This window comes from Nostoc sp. FACHB-190 (genome assembly GCF_014696905.1).
Taxonomy (GTDB): domain Bacteria; phylum Cyanobacteriota; class Cyanobacteriia; order Cyanobacteriales; family Nostocaceae; genus Nostoc_B.
Genome location: NZ_JACJQW010000026.1, coordinates 23812 through 40707, shown reverse-complemented (window position 1 = coordinate 40707; position 16896 = coordinate 23812). Strand labels below are relative to the sequence as shown.

The following is a 16896-nucleotide window of genomic DNA, read 5'->3' as shown; positions in this document are numbered from 1 at the left end:
CTAAACTATGCGATTGCTTCGTCGTTCCTCCTCGCAATGACATTTGTAATTAATTCTGTCTGATTACTTCTCATCGCTACTTAATCCCTAATTGGTCACGCACAAAATCCCAAACTTCATTCCAATTGATAACTCGTGTAAACACCAAAATAACCATTACTAAAATAGTCATTCCTTTAATCCAGCTACTCACATCATCTACAGTTCCGCCCAGAAATTTAACTATGCGCCCTAGACGTATTGGTAAATTCCAAACTAACCAACGCAGTCCACGCCACCATCGGCGCGAACCTAACCGAGACTGTGGTAAGCGCCGAGATTCTTGAACAAAACGAGTTTTCACCCAGTTTTCATCGTGTCCTTGTTGACGTGCTTCACACACCAAGCCTCCTGCTATTTGCAGTAAAAATGGATGACTCCCAGCTAACTGCTGAGTTAAACGCTGTTCATCCAGACTTAAAGCAGATGCAGCATTATTAACTGTACTAGCTGGTAAGCGTAGCAAATCTTTGACTTCATCTTCTTGCAGTTCTCCCAATTTAATCACATGACCTAAGTTGAAAAAAGAAGAAGTTAATTGATGTTTTTTGCTGTAAAAATCTAATTGATGTTGTGAAGCGATTACCAACATCACAGAGTTGTGATTCATCAAAGAACGCAAATTGTTGTAAAAGTCATTATTAAATTCGCTCTGGTTGTCAAATAAAGTTTTGAAATCATCCAAACATAAAACTGGTAATACACCTTGCCTTTTCCATTCTCTGATTGCATTAGAAAAAGCTATACGGTCAAGGGGTCTAATTCTTAAAGGGTCACTTAAAGCTGGGTTGGTCGCCACACTAGGCAAATTGAGTAATTCCTGCGCTACCGCTAAATAAAAATTTTCTTCCCGTTGACAATGTACACTTTGCAAAGAAAGGTAAATTACAACGTAGCGGCTAGGGTTCTGTACTCGCTGTTCCCAAGTCAGAAAAAAGTGATAAAGCAGCGAAGATTTACCAATACGCTTTTCACCGACAATGTTAATACTTGTTGGCTGTGCGCCACCCATCCGAGATGCGATCGCGTGTAATTCATCCTTCCGACCAACAAACAATCTAGAGTCTTCAATCATCCCCGCAGCCACAAACGGGTTAGCAGGCAGCGATCCAGAAGTCATGTAAAATTTTATATTAATTTAATTTATTTCAGTGTAATTGCTTAAAAGCATAGCATTATATTTTGTTCGGTAAAAGACTCATCATCAAAGCCGCAAAATTTGTAAGGAAAGCAACCATTACAAGTGTGATGGTTGAAAGATAAAATGCGATCGCTCACATTATGATTGTGAGGGTTAAAAGATGAATTGCGATTGCTTACATTGCTGTTGTGATAGTTGAAAGATGAAATGCGATCGCTCTCATTGTTATTGTGATGGTAAAAATAAGAATTGCGATCGCTCACACTGCTATTGTGACGGTTGAAAGATGAATTGCGATCGCCTGCAATAAAAAAACCGGGATGAACCCGGTATAGTTTTATATTACGTTTGCAATCGCAGTGTTATAGACACGGTAGCTGTGAGTAATTGAGGAATGCGCCAAGAAACAAGCGATCGCCTGATAATATCAATTACAGACTGTTCCTTAAAAGTAGAAGTCTGCTCATCTAACAACACCTGTCTGACTCGTCCCTTATTTATCTGCAATTCAAACACTAAATCGCCACTGTAAGCTGTATGCAATGGGATAGATTCTAAATACTGAGTCAGCAGTGCAATCATCTGCTCATTCAATCCTGTCACACTCACCACTTCTAGATGCTCGACAGGCGCAATATTCCCTAAAAAAGTTTCTTCATCCTCAAGACTTTCATCAGCAAAATGGTACTGTTCTTCATAACGTGACATTTTTGGCGATGGTACAGGAGAAGACCTCAAAACTCCTGGTGCGCCTGGAGATGCTAGGCTTCGCTTACGTTGCAAAAACTCAGGCGCAGCAGATATTGGTCTTCTTTCCATTGCGGAAGTAGCAGCAGTAACAGCACTCCCAAAAATACCTTGATAACTAATACCTTCAGCCATTTCTACAGGTACTTGCACCGAAACTGAACCCTGACGCGAATCAACTCGCACATCATCACTCACAGCCACAAAAGCTGTATATTGCGACAACAGTTGATAAGTCAAAGCTGTATCCGTCACCGCTTCCACACCCAACTTAGTGTCACCACTCACCATAAGATTCATTAATTCCTTGATGCGGGAACGTCCCCAAAGTTGAGCGATTCCTGAATTACCAATTTCCTCAAAGTTCAAGTCAAAGGTATGCTGATAACGTGTACCACCCGCAACGATTCCCGTAATGTGGAGTTTTCCCCCACGTCCATCTGGCTTTTTAGCAAATAAAACTAACGGCTGTTCTGCAAATAAATCTGGTGGGGTGCAAGGATAAATAATTGGCGCATCACCATCGCCTTCCCATTGCAAATTAATGTTAGTCAAAACTGGATTATTAATTTGACGGTAGAATTTATCGACTACCTCATCCGTTGGTTCATCGTGGCGAATAATGTGAGATATACCCCTTCCTAATTCTGCAATGCGATTGAGTAAAAAGCGATTTACCGAACTACCTGCACCAAAACTATAAAGGCGGTATCCTGGTTGGAGATATCGTTGCACGTCAGAAAGAATTTGGTTTTCATTGCCAATATAACCATCCGTCAACAATACAATACTCCGCAAACGCACCGTATCTGTAACTGGGAAATTCAAAGCACTGAGAATACCCCGTGACATTTCCGTGCCGCCATTAGCAGTCAATCGATTAATATAATTGATGGCGCGTGTGCGATTTTGGGAATTATTAGAGAGGGGAACAGGCGATAGTTGCCGAGTCGTATCAGAGAAATCAATAATACTAAAAGTGTCATCAGGGTTAAGTCCATTAATAAAGCGGCGCATCAACTCTTGACATTGCATCAATGGCGCACCCATTTGTGAACCGGAAGTATCGATGAGAAATACCACATCTTTAGGAACAACCTGATTCTGATGATATTGGAGTGCAGGAATTAGATATAGTGCAAAATGTCCACCCCGTTCATCAGTTTGGCTGAGTACCGTAGCTTGGGTAGATTCACCTGCGACTTGATAGCGTAAAATCAAATCTTTATTAGGAATAGTATCCCCACCCGCCAATTTCACTAACACCCGCTTACCTTCATAAGCTACCTGAATTTGGTGAGAAGGAGACTGGACATTCTGCACCTCAACCCCCGCATCAATTTCTACCGTTACATTAATATCATGGGGCGATCGCGTACCCGATGGTAAGATAGGTGCATTCAACCGTGAACCATCGGGAACTATATCTGTATCTTGATTTTGCGTCATCGGTGCAGTAGCCGAACCTACACCACCTGCATTTCCCTCAATTGGTATCCCTGGAACGTAACGGGGAGCAACCACCATCGGGAAGACAAACTCATAATTACCCGCAGTAAATTTCAAACTTTCAGAGTAGCGAATAATCACATCAATTTGCTCACCTGGTTGAATGTTGGCGAGGGATTGAGTAAAAATATTGTCTCGTTCTTGTTCCAACAGTCCGGCGGTGCGTCCTTGTTCCTTTGCTTGCTCGTAGATTTGCTGTGCTTCTTGGCGTTTTTTAATACTACCTTTAATAGTCTTGTCACCAATCCGAATCAGCATATCATCAACAGCCGCCTCATCCGGTAATGGGAAAATATAAACAGCTTCCAACGTAGTTGTAAAAGGATTTTCAAAACTTTGGGTAACTTCCACCCGTGAAATATTCCCCGCAATTTTGGCTTGTACTTCAGTGTGCTTGAGGGGGAAAGCTATTTGCTGTTGTTCAGGCGTTTGAACATATAAGCCACCAGCTTGGCGTTCTATAGTTTGAGTCATATCTGTTACCTCACGCTTGTATGTTATGTCTCTAGCGTAGGTGTGTTTACTTGACAGATATGCTCAGTTTTGTGTTCAGTCGATGCTCAGTGATTGGCTCATTGCCAAAAGCCGATTTTTACCAGAATATATGCTGAATATCTTGTGTATTTTAGTTGCAGTGAAAATTAGTGATGAAGATTGTTCAAGAAGTTTCATTAATTAGTATAGGGAATTTTGAAGAATCGAGCGATTGGGCGATAATTCGTGCTGAAATTCGTGATGCTATCTCTCTAATTGTTCACCCTCCTGGTACATCTAGCTTTACAATCAATCCAAAAAAGCACGGTAATGGTGTCAAGCCTATTAAAGAAGCTTGCATGATTGCATTAAGAGATAAATTTGAGTGGAGATTAGAAACTTCGATTAACTATGCCACAAAATCACCAGGAAAAGTTGATGCTACAAAAGTTATCGATAATCATCTTTTTGCCCTTGAGTGGGAAACTGGAAATATTTCTTCCAGCCATCGCGCAGTTAACAAAATGATTCTGGGATTAATACGTGGTGTTTTTTTAGGTGCTGCTTTAGTTCTTCCCAGTCGGAAACTTTACCCTTATTTAACTGATAGGATTGGTAATTACGAAGAGTTAGAACCATATTTTGATGTTTGGCGTTCTGTTCAACTCCAAGAAGGGTTTCTGGCAATTTTTGTAATTGAACATGATCAGCTAGATAGTAATGTACCAACGCTTACCAAAGGAACAGATGGACGTGCTTTAGTCTAAATTTTCTGACTTAAATATTTATTGAGAATAGGGGATAGAAAGTTGTGAAGCATTGATTTTACTTTGCTTTGATTTCTTATTTCCCCTTGCTGATTCCCATTGTTCGATAATTCCGTTAGCGAGATCAGTTAATCGTTCTACAGCCGGATCTGTATCTCCCAGTTCTGAACCTATCCAGTAACGCTGTAACTTTTCTGCTGCATAAAATGTAGTACCAGATCCACCAAAAGGATCGACTACAATTTGTCCCGGATGAGAGGCCATTGCGATAATTCGCTCTAGCATAATGGGTGCAAGTTCGTTAGGAACTCGCTTTTTGTGTTGACGATGGCGCACTGGGGGAATGTCCGTCCACATTTCTTCTGTTAATGTCCATAAAATATCTTGAGAGTCAGCTTCAGAAGTTTCTTCCCAAACCTCTTCCGGCACATCCCAAACATCCATTAAATTAATACCCTGTGGATTAAGTTTTTTGCGATGTCCACCATAATCACGAATTTCCCCACCACAATGTCGGCAAACTTGAATGGGTGTATAAACCTTATTAAAAACTGCGGGTTCTCCTTTAGTGTAATAAAGTAATCCATAATGAGCCGGAGACATTTTTTTGCCTCTAGGAAAAGCTTTCGGCATTCTACAAGCAATCCAATGCCGAAAATTCATTTCTTGCTGATTCAAATATGCACCATATTCTATACACCATTTAGGTAGATTAAATACAAATAAACTGCCACCATTTTTCAAAACTCGAATACTCTGATTTAACCACTGTTTTGACCATCTTAGATATTCATCATCTGCCATTTGATCATTCACGCCTTTACCATATTCTTTACCAAGGTTAAAAGGTGGATCAGCAAATACAATATCTACAGATTCATTCGGTAATGCTGAGAGAAATTTTAGACAATCTCCTTGATAGAGAATTCCATATTCACTTTTATAGATTTCTTGTAATTCCCGTTCTTGTGCAACGTCAGTAGCAATCAGTTGAAAAGGTAGCATTACTGTATATTTGAGTTTTGCTTTATATAACTAGTATAAAAACTCTATTAACACTTGTCAATAGAGTCATAGTGTATTTGTACTACGAGGTTGATAAGGTTTTCCCATCGGTTGATTTTGATATCGCTCGATTTCAACATTTTCTATGTAGTAATAACGTCCAAGTTTACAAGCTATAATTTGACCATTCTTAATTAAGTTGTGTACTCGTTGACGTGTAACACCAAGTAATTTGGCAGCTTGAGCTACAGAGAGTAGTTCAGCACCATTTTTAGCAATAAAGTCTGTCATACGTTAGTCGATAATAATGCTTAAAATTAACAGGTTGATCCAATCAATATTGCATTTTCAAGCGTAACTCAGTCTTACTAGTGAGGAAAGCTCAAACCCTTTGACTTTGAAATCATCTGCTCAGTTAACAGATATATGTCAAACTCGCTCAAAGCATCAACAACTGGACTGGTAATTGTAGACAAGGCGCGAAAACGTCTTGGGTGGACGAAAACTAGTACGGCGCGTTGGTGGCAAGATGCTCACACTTCTAGAGCTACTTTACGGCGATTTTGGCAGGGCGATCGCATTCAACAAGAAATTTTCATCGCTATCTGTCAGGCTGTTGGCATTAACGATTGGCAAAGTATTGCAGAAATCCCTAACGCAGACTTCGAGGAAACCTCTACACAATACCTCGACTGGGATGAAGCACCTGATGTTGAAAGTTTTTATGGACGCAATCAAGAATTAACTCAGTTAGAAGAATGGATTGTAGGCGATCGCTGTAAACTAATCATCATCACAGGGATTGCTGGCATTGGCAAAACGTCTCTGGCTCTGGCTTTAGCTGATTGTCTTCAGTTACAATTTGATGGCTTAATTTGGAAAACGCTTTATTCCGCGCCATCCCTAGTTTCGCTGTTAGATGGACTTCTCCACACCTTTAAGCAAACTCCGGTTGATGACATACCCTCAGATACAGCAAAACTCATTTACCATCTACAACAGCATCGGTATTTATTAATACTTGATGGGTTAGATGAATCAGAAAAACACTATAATCAATTTATCCAGCAATTAAGCCGCGCTCATCATCAAAGTTGCATTATCTTCACCAGTCGAGAACAACCAAATCTCATTGAATCGAATACAAAAACAGTTCGCAGTCTCACATTACAAGGATTACCAAAAGCTACGGCTGTGGAACTATTACAAGCCAGAGGATTTACAGGTAAGGAAATCGGACTATCACCCTTAATTCAACTTTATCGCGGCAATCCTTTGGCACTCAAACTAGTTACGCCATTGATTCAATTGGTGTTTGGTGGGAATATTGCGGCTTTTCTGAGTCAAAATACGATAGTGATTGGCGATCGCTTGCGTGCTATCCTCAAGCAACAGTTTGAGCAACTGTGTGATTTAGAACAAAGTATTCTCTATTGGTTAGCAATTTGGCAACAACCAATCTCTTTTAGCCGCTTGCAAACTCATTTACTCATTTCGCTCGACCCAGCTACAATTTTAGATGCTATTGTCAGCTTGGAGAGGCGATCGCTTTTAGAAAAATGGATTTGTAGTGATGCACCAGCTTTTACCTTGCAACCACTGGTGATGAAAATTGTCACCGATGAATTAGTAGAACGTGCAACTCAAGAGATAATTCTGGTGATGCAGAGTCAAGATATCGCTGATTTTAAAGTTCTGCGAACCCATTGGTTATTGCGTCCGGGTAGTGATGATATTGTAGGCGATCGCATTTTGCATCAACTACAAGAAAAACTCTGGCAGATTTATGGAGCAAATCTCGTACAAAATCTCCAGCAAATTCTATTACTTTTAAATGATAAATCCCCTTTAGCAATTGGTTATATTGCAAGCAATATCACAACAATTATTAAACGATTAGGATAATAATATTGCTACCAAATTTTAGACATATTCAAGGAAAATCCTGGTAAAACTGGATCTGCACTAACTGTCTCAGGATTTTCTAAACATTCTTCTGGTTGACCAGGACGATAAATATAAACTTGGCGATGCTTGCGGTCAATCAAAAAACCTAACTGTACCCCTGGCTCTTGCATATATTCTGCCATTTTATCTTTGAGGGGTTGGAGATTATCGCTAGGCGATCGCAATTCAATGACAAAATCAGGACAAATCGGTGCAAATCTTTGTTGTTGTTCTGATGATAAAGCATTCCACCGTTCTAATTTCATCCAGGAAGCATCAGGAGAGCGTTTTGCACCCGTGGATAATGTGAAGCCTGTACTGGAGTCAAAACAAATACCTGTACCGTCTTTTTCTGACCACACCCATAACTGTCCGAATATATTACCTCCTCGATACCCTGTCTCTGAACCTGTAGGTGGCATAATGGAAATTTCTCCGAATTGATTCATTTCAATGCGTAAGTCACGGTTGACTTGACAGAAATCAAAGAATTGTTCATCTGTCATTTGCATTGATGCTGGCATTTGAAGTAATAAGGGATCTGAAAGCATAATGCTTGGGCGACTGGCTTTATTTTTATTCTCACGCATAGACGCGGTAGCGGCTTCTCGAAGAATAGGCGCAAAGTCGCTAAGAATAGAGTCTTGCAACTTTGCGCCTTGATACAAAATTTTAATGGGACTTTAGCATACTCAGTACTGATTGCTGAATGCCTTAACTCAGCACTCAGCACTTTCAACTCAGCACTAATTACTTGTTAGGTTGAGGAGTTAACCGCAAATAGGGTTTGACTACTTCGTAACCTTTGGGGAATTTTTCTTTTAAGACTTCGGGGTCTTTGAGAGAGGGGACGATAACAACCTTATCACCATCTTTCCAGTCTGCTGGGGTGGCTACGCTGTAGTTATCGGTGAGTTGCAAGGAATCAATTACTCGCAACAGTTCATCAAAGTTACGTCCAGTGCTGGGAGGATAGGTGAAGGTGAGACGCAGTTTTTTGCTGGGATCAATTACAAACACAGAACGCACTGTTACTGCTGCGTTAGCGTTGGGATGAATCATGTCGTAAAGGTCGGAAACTTTACGATCTGCGTCTGCCAAAATGGGGTAATTAAGGGTGGTGCTTTGAGTTTCTTCGATGTCGCCTACCCAGCCTTTGTGAGATTCTACATCATCAACGCTGAGAGCGATCGCTTTCACGTTACGCTTGTCAAATTCTGGCTTGAGTTTCGCAACTGTACCTAATTCAGTTGTACAAACAGGTGTGAAGTCAGCAGGGTGAGAAAACAGCACCACCCAGCTATCACCAGCCCATTCGTAAAAATCTATGTCGCCATGTGTAGAAGCTTGTGTAAAGTTTGGTACTGTATCACCAAGACGGAGAGCCATAAGAGATTCCCTGTAGATAAAGAGGCAGATGTAGTCTACTTTGCCATCATCCCATAAAACATCGGTTTCCCTATCGACTTTTAGCTATTTGTTACAAAATTTTAATTTTTTAGCACAGAGGCAGGGAGAGATGCAGTGTAACTAGATGCGGCTTGATTATTATACAGATATAAGGTTTATCTTTTACACTCCATCAATTAACTGAAAATTAACTTTTTGATCGCACAATAGAAGCAGAATTTACCACTTGATTGCCAAGATTACTAGATTACTCTTGATTCTGGGAGAAGTGCATGGTTTTTCAAAGGTCGCGGTTCGCCACTCATCTTGTAGTAATCTCTGCTTTAGTGTTCATGACGGGATGTAACACTGACCCAAATTCCGAGAATAATTTTACCGGGTTAACAGTCAAGTTACTGGTTGGTAGTGCTTTGGGTGACTTTTGCAATCAAGCGGCGAAAAATTTTAATACGACTCAACCAAAGCTAGATAATGGTACAGCTTTTCAAGTGAAATGCGAGTCTTTGGGTAGTGGCGATGTCGTGACCAAGGTAGTGGCTTTAGCAGAACAGTTGCAAAAGGGGACAGTACAAGCCGACGCAGCAGATTTTCCCACAATTATTTCTCTGGATGGTGACATATATCACAGTCAGTTAATTTACCGGATGAATCAACTGTTTCCGGGGAAAAATTACATCCCAGAAATCACAGAGTCGTCACTGGTTGCGAACACACCAATGGTATTTATGGCGCAAGCTGACATCGCCAGTGGTTTGCGGAAGGTTGCAGATCCTTATAAAGCTTTGGTGACGGCTAAAACTCACCGTGATATTGACCCAACTTCGCCACCTGTGACAGTTCATTATGTACATTCTGCCCCGACTCGTTCTAATTCTGGGCTGCAAACATTGGTAGCTCAATACGCCAGTGTATCAGGTAAGCGTCCTGAAGAAATCACAGTGGCGGATGTGCAGCAATTTCAACCCCAAATTCAGCAAATTCAAAGCAAGATTACTCGTTACGGGGTTTCGACTAATTCTCTCGCCCAAGCAATGGTGAAGAATGGGCCTTTTTGGGCTTCCGTTGGTTCAGTATATGAATCGAGTGTAATTGTGGCTAATTCTGGTTTAGCGACAGGACAGCAACGTTATCAAGCAGTTTATCCCAAAGCTACTTTTACTTCTAATATGCGGGCGATTATCCCGAATGCACCTTGGGTCAGCGCCGATGAAAAGGCGGCTGCGGAAAAGTTTATCACTTATTGGCGATCGCCAGAAACACAAAAAATTGCCACCGATTTGGGTTTACGTCCCGGAACTCCTGGTGTAGCTTTGGGTGCTAAGTTCAGTCCCGACTTTGGTGTAGAACCCCAAGCTAAATATGATTCACTGCGTCCACCAAAGCCAGAAGTTGTCGATGTAATGTTGAAATCTTGGCAAGAATTGGCAAAAAAACCTTCTTTAGTGGTGGTTGTTGTTGATTCTTCTGGTTCCATGTCGGGTGATAAATTACCAGCAGTCCAAAATACTTTACAAAACTATATTAAGAACTTGGGGCCAAAAGAGCAAATTGCCTTGATTGATTTTGACTCAATAATTCGTCCACCTGTATTAGTTGATGGTACACCCCAAGGACGCGATCGCGGTTGGCAATTCATCAATGAACTGCGGGCTGATGGCGGCACAAAATTATATGATGCGGCTTTAGAAGCAAGAAATTGGCTACAAAAAAATCTGCGTCAAGATGCCATTAACGCTGTGTTGATATTAACTGATGGTGAAGATGCTGGTTCAAAGATTAGATTAAATGAGTTAGAAGCAGAATTGAAAAAAAGCGGTTTTGCAACTGACCAAAGAATTAGCTTTTTTACGATTGGCTATGGTAAGGAAGGTGAATTTAAACCAGATGTTTTAAAAGCAATTGCCGAGTTAAATGGAGGATATTATTCTCAAGGCAATCCTGAGACAATTTCGCAGGTCATGTCAAACTTACAGGTGGAGTTTTAAACGCCAAAGTACGCGGAGTTTTTTATGGTGAAGTTAGTCAATCCTTTGTATTATCCAGTGGCTGTTTTAGTTGGTGGTTTGACTTTATTTGTTGGGGTACGTTTGGGGAATTTGTCTAGTTTGATGATGCTACCTGTGGCGACTGGTGTGGCGGTGGCTGGTGCAAGTTTTTTCAAGTCTCGTGAAGGTGAGGTATTAGAGTTAGATAATCCAGCTTTAGAACGGGAAATATTAACAGTTAAATCATCGGCTTTGGCTTTAGCAAATCAAGCTAATGCTATGCGGTTAGAGGTGCAGAAATTATTAACTGATACCTTTCATGTGGAACTGTTGACAACAATTTTAATGAGTTGCGATCGCGCCGCCGAACTTCCAGCTAAACTTGATAAATTAGGAGTTAGTCTACATCACACAAATTCGCTCCTTTCTATCGAAGCTTTACAACAGCAACTTACAGAAGTCAAAACCAAATTACCAGCTAGTTCTGGTGTAGCTAAACGACACCTGAATCAGTTAGCAGAAAGTCTGAAACGTAATATACAGTTAGCACAAGAAGGTGAAGATAGTCGTCTAGCCAGAGTTATCAATATTGCGACTCTCATTCAAGATTTTGCTGGCGTATTGCAAAAACTCCAAACAAGATTACGTACATCTGATTTAAGTGATGCAGAACAGATTAATGGTTTGCAATTAATTGCTGATGAACTCAATAGCCTTGCAGAGAATCTGGATTTAGTAGTATAACATTTCCTAGTCTGCTGAGGTGCAAATTTATCTGTGTCCATCTGCGGTTAATTATTCTTGCTTGTACTTCACTAGAAAAAGAAAGGCTATAAGACAGTGAAGTTGTAATTTCAGGAATCAAAGCGGATTCCTATATATGCAGAAAAAAATCAGCCATCTCAAAAAATTTACCTTTGTTGTCATCTTTGCAGAGTCGTTGATAGTTATCCCTATGTTGGTATTGACGCTGGGTAAATCAATTAACTTAAAATGTCACCGACTTGAACCTAATTATGTCAAATGTCAGCAGCAGGTTAGCCATTTATATGGTTTATGGTCAAATACATCTACATCATTTAGATTAACGGAGGTGGAGCTAGAAGAGTATGTCTTTAAAGAAGATTTACCTGAAGGAACTTATATTTACCTCAAAACTAATAATCAAGGAGAAGAGCTATATTTTTACGGGAGTAATTTAAAAACAGCATTAGCAGATAAAGAACGACTAGAAACACTACTAAGTAATAGTGGTCAAGCATCCTTAGAAATCACAGTTAAAGATACTTATTGGAGTACTTTAGATTGTCTGGCAACCTTAATAGGTCTCAACATTATTATTATCTTCTCGATAGCTTTATTATTCTGATTATGTTCGCTTTGATACTAGTTACTGCAAGCCACTTTTTTAACAAAACAAAATAATATGAAAAGCAAAAAATCTCAATTCAACCGCAGAAAACAAGTTTTTACTTCTGTAACTATTATCGCAGCTGCATTAGGTTTAACCTACGCGCCAATTCCTGGTTTACAGCAAACAGTGGTCATTGTTAGCGGGACAGAATTACAAGAACCACTGCAACAACTAGAAGCTAAATTTGAGCAAGCAAACCCTAATATCAAGTTAGAACTCAAATTTCAGGGTTCACAAGATATGGTGAACAATTATGTTGACCAGAAAAATGATTTTAAACCTGCGGTGTTAATTCCAGCCAATGGAGAAATTTTAACAGAATTAAGCGATCGCCTCCGCAGCACCACCCAAACCGAACCCTTTTATGAAACTCCTCAACCACTGGCTAAAACCTTACTTGTAGGTATTGCTTGGCCAGAACGGGGTAAAGTCCTTTTTCCCAATGGACGCTTTCAATGGTCAAAACTAGAACAAGCAATGCAAGCTGGTAACTGGGGAAAAGTTGGCGGTTCAAGTAACTGGGGTAGTTTTGATTTTGTCACCACCGACCCCACGCGGTCTAATAGCGGTCAGTTAACTTTGAACTTGTGGACACAATCAAAATTAGGTGGTGTTATTAACGCCGATAGTTTTAATAATTCCTCAGTCCAAGAACTATTTAGTTTAATCAAAAAATCAGTTTATCAACCGCCTCGTTCTACAGATATTCTTCTACAAGAATTTATTGTTAGAGGTGCTAATGATGCTGATGTCGCTACTGTCTATGAAAGTGTAGCTTTATATCGTTGGCAACAATCAGCCGCCAGTAAAGGCAAACCATACCAAGTTTATTATTTAGACCCATCAATTGAAACTACCGCCACCGCCGCCATTGTCCGACGAGACGTAGACGCAGGGACAGCAAAAGCCGCCAAACAATTTTTAGACTTTCTCACCCAACCAGAACAACAAGCAGTATTTGTGCGGTATGGTTTTCGTCCGGTAAATCATAATATTGATTTAAAGACTGTGCCGAATAGTCCGTGGAATCAAAATATTCCTGGTGTAGAAGTTAAGCCGAGTGTGAAAATTCTTCCACCAGCAGATAGTAAAACAATTACAGAAATTCAACGTCAATGGGAAAGGACGAATTAAAAAATGAAATTAATTAAGGGATTGATATTATTTTTTGTGATATTCGTTTTACCTGTAGGGATTTCCGTCTGTTTCTCAGAAAGTGAGTTTATCTTCTATCCTTTAATTGATACTCAATTACCTCCAGGTTTTACAATGCAGAAGTTCGAGAGTATCAAACCAGGAATGACGAAAGCTGAAGTATCAAAAATTTTACCAGCACAGAAGTATTCATCAGAGGATGACAGTTCTTGGCATTATGGCCAAGATGGTGCAGCACCTTTTGGGGATTTTGCGTGGTTTGAGTTTATCATCCGCTTTAATGCAGAAGGAAAAGTGATCAAAACAGAACGGCAACAATTTAATGACTAAGTTTTCCCAATTCCATGAATTTATAGCCAATTACCTACTAAAACGTAAGGAGACCAATAAAAAGGATGCCTATAATTAGGGTCTGCTAAAAGCAGAAGTTGAGCGCGTTTTAAAGCTTCTGCTTTAGTCTCTTTGCTATTAGCAAACTGTTTATAAAACTCTCCCATAATCATAGCAGTACCTTGATCATCAACACTCCATAATGTTGCTAATGTACTACGCGCCCCAGAACGCAGTGCAAATCCAGCAATTCCTAAACCAGCCCGTTTATCGCCAGTAGCGGTTTGACAAGCACTCAAAACTAATAGCTCGATCGCATTTCTTTGGCTATTCTCTCTAGTTTGCAATAATGAACTTAATTCGTTAACATTGACGCGATCGCCGACTAAGGTGAGGTCTTTAGTTTGTGAATCTTTCCAAGTCAAAATAAAGGTATCTTCGGCGTTAGAAGCAAATTGACCATGTGTCGCCAGATGAACTACCGGTGCGCCAAATGACTTGATGATTTTTTCTAAGGCAATTTTAGTAAATTGACTATCTAGCAGGACTCGCGCTGGTACTTGTTGTTTAATAGAGTTGATTTCTTGTTCAACACTGGGTAATCCTTCAAAGTTTCCGATAGCTTCTGTGATTCCGGCTGCAATAGTGCGTGGTTTTTCTCTATTTAAAGAACGAGTCGGTAATAGGTGTAACCCTGGTGTGAGTGCAATGTTATAGCCTTTCTGAATCAGATATTCTTTCCCATCATGAAGTGCGGCCATTGGGACACTCCGCAATGCGCCATCTAAGACAAACACGAGGTTTTCTACTTTGTGTGCTTGCAATTGGGGTTCGATATCTTTAATCAACCAGTTATAAACTTTTTGGGAAATCGGCAAAAATTCCCGCGTTGAACGTGTCACCAATTTTGCCCGTAATTCTTGAATGGTCTTTTCTACTTCGGTTTGAGAAACTGGAATGGGTTTGGGGCGTAATAATAAGTTTTGTTTTTGGTTTTGAGCTTTGTTAGGTAAAGAAACAATTACCTCTAAGCGATCGCGTAAAATAATCGGATAAATGACTGCGGCTTTAGGATCAATTTCGTCAATCTGCACAGGTTTAGCATCTAGACAAGCTGTGCGAAAAAAGTTATCTAACTCCGCTAATTGCAGTGATTCAATAACATCCCTAGCAGTTTTGAGATTTTCTTGGCTGGCTGCGGAATCTTCTTGATAGGGCGAATTTTGCAGCAATAAACTCACGAGTTCCCGATAAACCGGTTCAACTCCCTCTTGAAAGGAGAATTGGACTTCCCGGTTAATCGCTACTAAATCACTCCGCAATAATTTGAGAATATTCACCGCTTTGGTGTAAGCTGCGATCGCCGCTTGTTCGTTACGTCGCGGATTATCTGGCGCTGTGAGAATCCTGCCTAATTGCCAATGCCAACGATAAGCAATATCAGCAGCACCAATTCCTTCCGCCAATTTTAAAGCTTCCTGAGTCAATTGTTGGGCTTCTTGCCACTGGTGGGTTTGCTCGTATAAATTACCTAATGCCCCTAAAGCATAAGCTTCTGCACGCCTATCCTTGAGGATTTTAGCTTGGTCAACTGCACTGGCAATCATTTGGGCGATCGCTTTCCATTCTACATTTTCCCCGGTTAATTGCACAGTTTCGAGGTTTTTGACATTACTAAAACTCCCATCGGCTAATATCTCATTTTTGGGACAATTAGCATTCATTCCCATCCTCATAGGTTCAGTTAATTGTTTCAAACAAGTCAAACTCTGAGCAAAGTGAATCCGCGCATATATAGTTGTGCGATTTGCTGGTACAGCATCGAGTTGTTGGTGAATTTCTGGCAACAAACTTTGGACTTGCTGCCATTTTTGCTGATCCATTAATAGGCGCATTTGATTCAGTTTTGCCTGTAACCGAGTTAACGGTGATTTAGCTAGGGTAGCTTTAGTGTAATAATCTAAAGCATCGGCAAGTCTTTGGCTTTTCTCTTCAGGATTCTGCCCTAAACTTAAAGCTTGAGCAGTGTTTCCTAAACTCAACTGAATTTCGGGCATTAATTGTGGATATACTTGTGCAGCTAGGGATAAACTTTTCTCTAATACTTGCAAAGAACCAAGGTTTTCTATTACTGTTCCCTCAGCATTTTTTTGAGTTAAATCACCCATCAACCGCAAAGTATTACCTAAATTCAGTAGTCCCATCACTTTTAGGGGAGAAGTTGGTTGTTTTTCGAGTAATTCATTTACCTGAATTAAAGTAATTCTTGCCCGACGATATAATCCTAATGCTTGTAATGCTTGCGTTTGATTTAGTTGGCTACCAATTTTCCCCGCATCATCACCTAATTTAGTATAAATAGCTGTTGCTTGCTCCCAACTTGCTAATGCTTCTTGGGAATGTCCTGATGCTAATTGTATTTGTCCTTGAGTGTTCCAAGCTTGGGCAAGTATTGATAAATAGTCTGACGAATTTCTTTGCGCCGCTATTTTTAATAGTGCTAAACTGTCAGCGATCGCTTTTTGCGCTTGGGGTAATTGTCCAATTTGCTGTTCTGCCAATGCCAGATAATTTAAGGCTAGGGCTTGATTGAGATAATCTGCTTGTGCTTGAAAACCTCCCACCGCTTGCTGAAACAATTTAGCAGCTTCGCTAAAATTCTCACTTCGGTAAAGTTGCATCCCTTCTTCTAAAGTTTGTTGGGGATTTGCTGACAACAGAGTTTCTGTGATGGGTGTAGTCACATTTTGTATCGCCACTTGGTAAGAGTTAGGAATCAGGGCAACTGGCTGAGTCATTTGTGATATTGTCGCAAAAATAATTAGTGCAGACATAATTTTTAAATTCGTAATTTAACCAGACAAAAAATATTTGATCAGCAGAAGGAATAAGTTAAACCTGACTTGAGATTACCGGGTTTCGACACTTCTCCTGCCGGAGACGCTACGCGAACGACAAGCTCAGTGCATCGCT

At 40.3% G+C, this 16896-nt stretch carries 15 protein-coding genes; 7 read left to right on the top strand and 8 right to left on the bottom strand.

What is annotated here, in order from left to right; all coding sequences use genetic code 11:
• Positions 1–76: 76 nt before the first annotated feature.
• From H6G28_RS24120 to H6G28_RS24110, 3 genes are all read right to left on the bottom strand, one after another.
• Positions 77–1159, bottom strand: a complete 1083-nt coding sequence (locus tag H6G28_RS24120) for an AAA-like domain-containing protein (protein ID WP_190674879.1) — start codon at positions 1157–1159, stop codon at positions 77–79.
• A 41-nt stretch (positions 1160–1200) separates the two neighbouring features.
• Positions 1201–1443, bottom strand: a complete 243-nt coding sequence (locus tag H6G28_RS24115; protein WP_190674876.1) for a hypothetical protein — start codon at positions 1441–1443, stop codon at positions 1201–1203.
• Positions 1444–1522: 79 nt separating this feature from the next.
• Positions 1523–3910 carry a VIT domain-containing protein gene (locus H6G28_RS24110; protein ID WP_190674872.1) on the bottom strand — a complete coding sequence of 796 codons (2388 nt, stop codon included), beginning with the start codon at positions 3908–3910 and terminating at the stop codon, positions 1523–1525.
• Positions 3911–4083: 173 nt separating this feature from the next.
• On the opposite strand from H6G28_RS24110, the gene H6G28_RS24105 reads away from it, so the two are divergent.
• The gene (locus H6G28_RS24105; RefSeq protein ID WP_190674870.1) at positions 4084–4677 is read left to right on the top strand and encodes a PDDEXK family nuclease; all 594 of its coding nucleotides are present in this window, start codon (positions 4084–4086) and stop codon (positions 4675–4677) included.
• 18 nt (positions 4678–4695) lie between these two features.
• Here H6G28_RS24105 and H6G28_RS24100 read toward each other — a convergent pair whose 3' ends face one another.
• Both H6G28_RS24100 and H6G28_RS24095 read right to left on the bottom strand, forming a co-directional pair.
• A complete protein-coding gene (locus H6G28_RS24100; protein ID WP_190674868.1) occupies positions 4696–5682 on the bottom strand; it encodes a DNA-methyltransferase in 987 nt (328 codons plus the stop codon).
• A gap of 66 nt (positions 5683–5748) precedes the next feature.
• Positions 5749–5973, bottom strand: coding sequence for a helix-turn-helix domain-containing protein (locus tag H6G28_RS24095; RefSeq protein WP_190674865.1), 225 nt, complete (start codon positions 5971–5973; stop codon positions 5749–5751).
• 135 nt (positions 5974–6108) lie between these two features.
• On the opposite strand from H6G28_RS24095, the gene H6G28_RS24090 reads away from it, so the two are divergent.
• Entirely contained in the window at positions 6109–7587 is a 1479-nt protein-coding gene (locus H6G28_RS24090; RefSeq protein WP_190674861.1) for an NB-ARC domain-containing protein, read from the top strand.
• 8 nt (positions 7588–7595) lie between these two features.
• On the opposite strand, the gene H6G28_RS24085 is transcribed toward H6G28_RS24090, so the two are convergent.
• Positions 7596–8180, bottom strand: coding sequence for a Uma2 family endonuclease (locus tag H6G28_RS24085; protein ID WP_190674965.1), 585 nt, complete (start codon positions 8178–8180; stop codon positions 7596–7598).
• A 199-nt stretch (positions 8181–8379) separates the two neighbouring features.
• On the bottom strand, positions 8380–9018 hold the full coding sequence (locus tag H6G28_RS24080; RefSeq protein ID WP_190593664.1) for a peroxiredoxin: 639 nt from the start codon (positions 9016–9018) through the stop codon (positions 8380–8382).
• A gap of 293 nt (positions 9019–9311) precedes the next feature.
• On the opposite strand from H6G28_RS24080, the gene H6G28_RS24075 reads away from it, so the two are divergent.
• The 5 genes from H6G28_RS24075 (at position 9312) to H6G28_RS24055 (ending at position 13923) form a co-directional block, all read left to right on the top strand.
• A complete protein-coding gene (locus tag H6G28_RS24075) occupies positions 9312–11024 on the top strand; it encodes a VWA domain-containing protein (RefSeq protein WP_190674859.1) in 1713 nt (570 codons plus the stop codon).
• A gap of 24 nt (positions 11025–11048) precedes the next feature.
• Positions 11049–11768: a tropomyosin gene (locus tag H6G28_RS24070; RefSeq protein ID WP_190674857.1), complete on the top strand. Its 720-nt coding sequence runs from the start codon at positions 11049–11051 to the stop codon at positions 11766–11768.
• Positions 11769–11904: 136 nt separating this feature from the next.
• Positions 11905–12393 carry a hypothetical protein gene (locus tag H6G28_RS24065; RefSeq protein WP_190674854.1) on the top strand — a complete coding sequence of 163 codons (489 nt, stop codon included), beginning with the start codon at positions 11905–11907 and terminating at the stop codon, positions 12391–12393.
• Between the two features lie 57 nt (positions 12394–12450).
• Positions 12451–13572, top strand: coding sequence for a substrate-binding domain-containing protein (locus tag H6G28_RS24060; RefSeq protein ID WP_190593672.1), 1122 nt, complete (start codon positions 12451–12453; stop codon positions 13570–13572).
• Positions 13573–13575: 3 nt separating this feature from the next.
• Positions 13576–13923, top strand: coding sequence for a hypothetical protein (locus H6G28_RS24055; protein WP_242048595.1), 348 nt, complete (start codon positions 13576–13578; stop codon positions 13921–13923).
• Positions 13924–13943: 20 nt separating this feature from the next.
• On the opposite strand, the gene H6G28_RS24050 is transcribed toward H6G28_RS24055, so the two are convergent.
• The gene (locus H6G28_RS24050; protein ID WP_190674851.1) at positions 13944–16757 is read right to left on the bottom strand and encodes a CHAT domain-containing protein; all 2814 of its coding nucleotides are present in this window, start codon (positions 16755–16757) and stop codon (positions 13944–13946) included.
• Positions 16758–16896 lie beyond the last annotated feature (139 nt).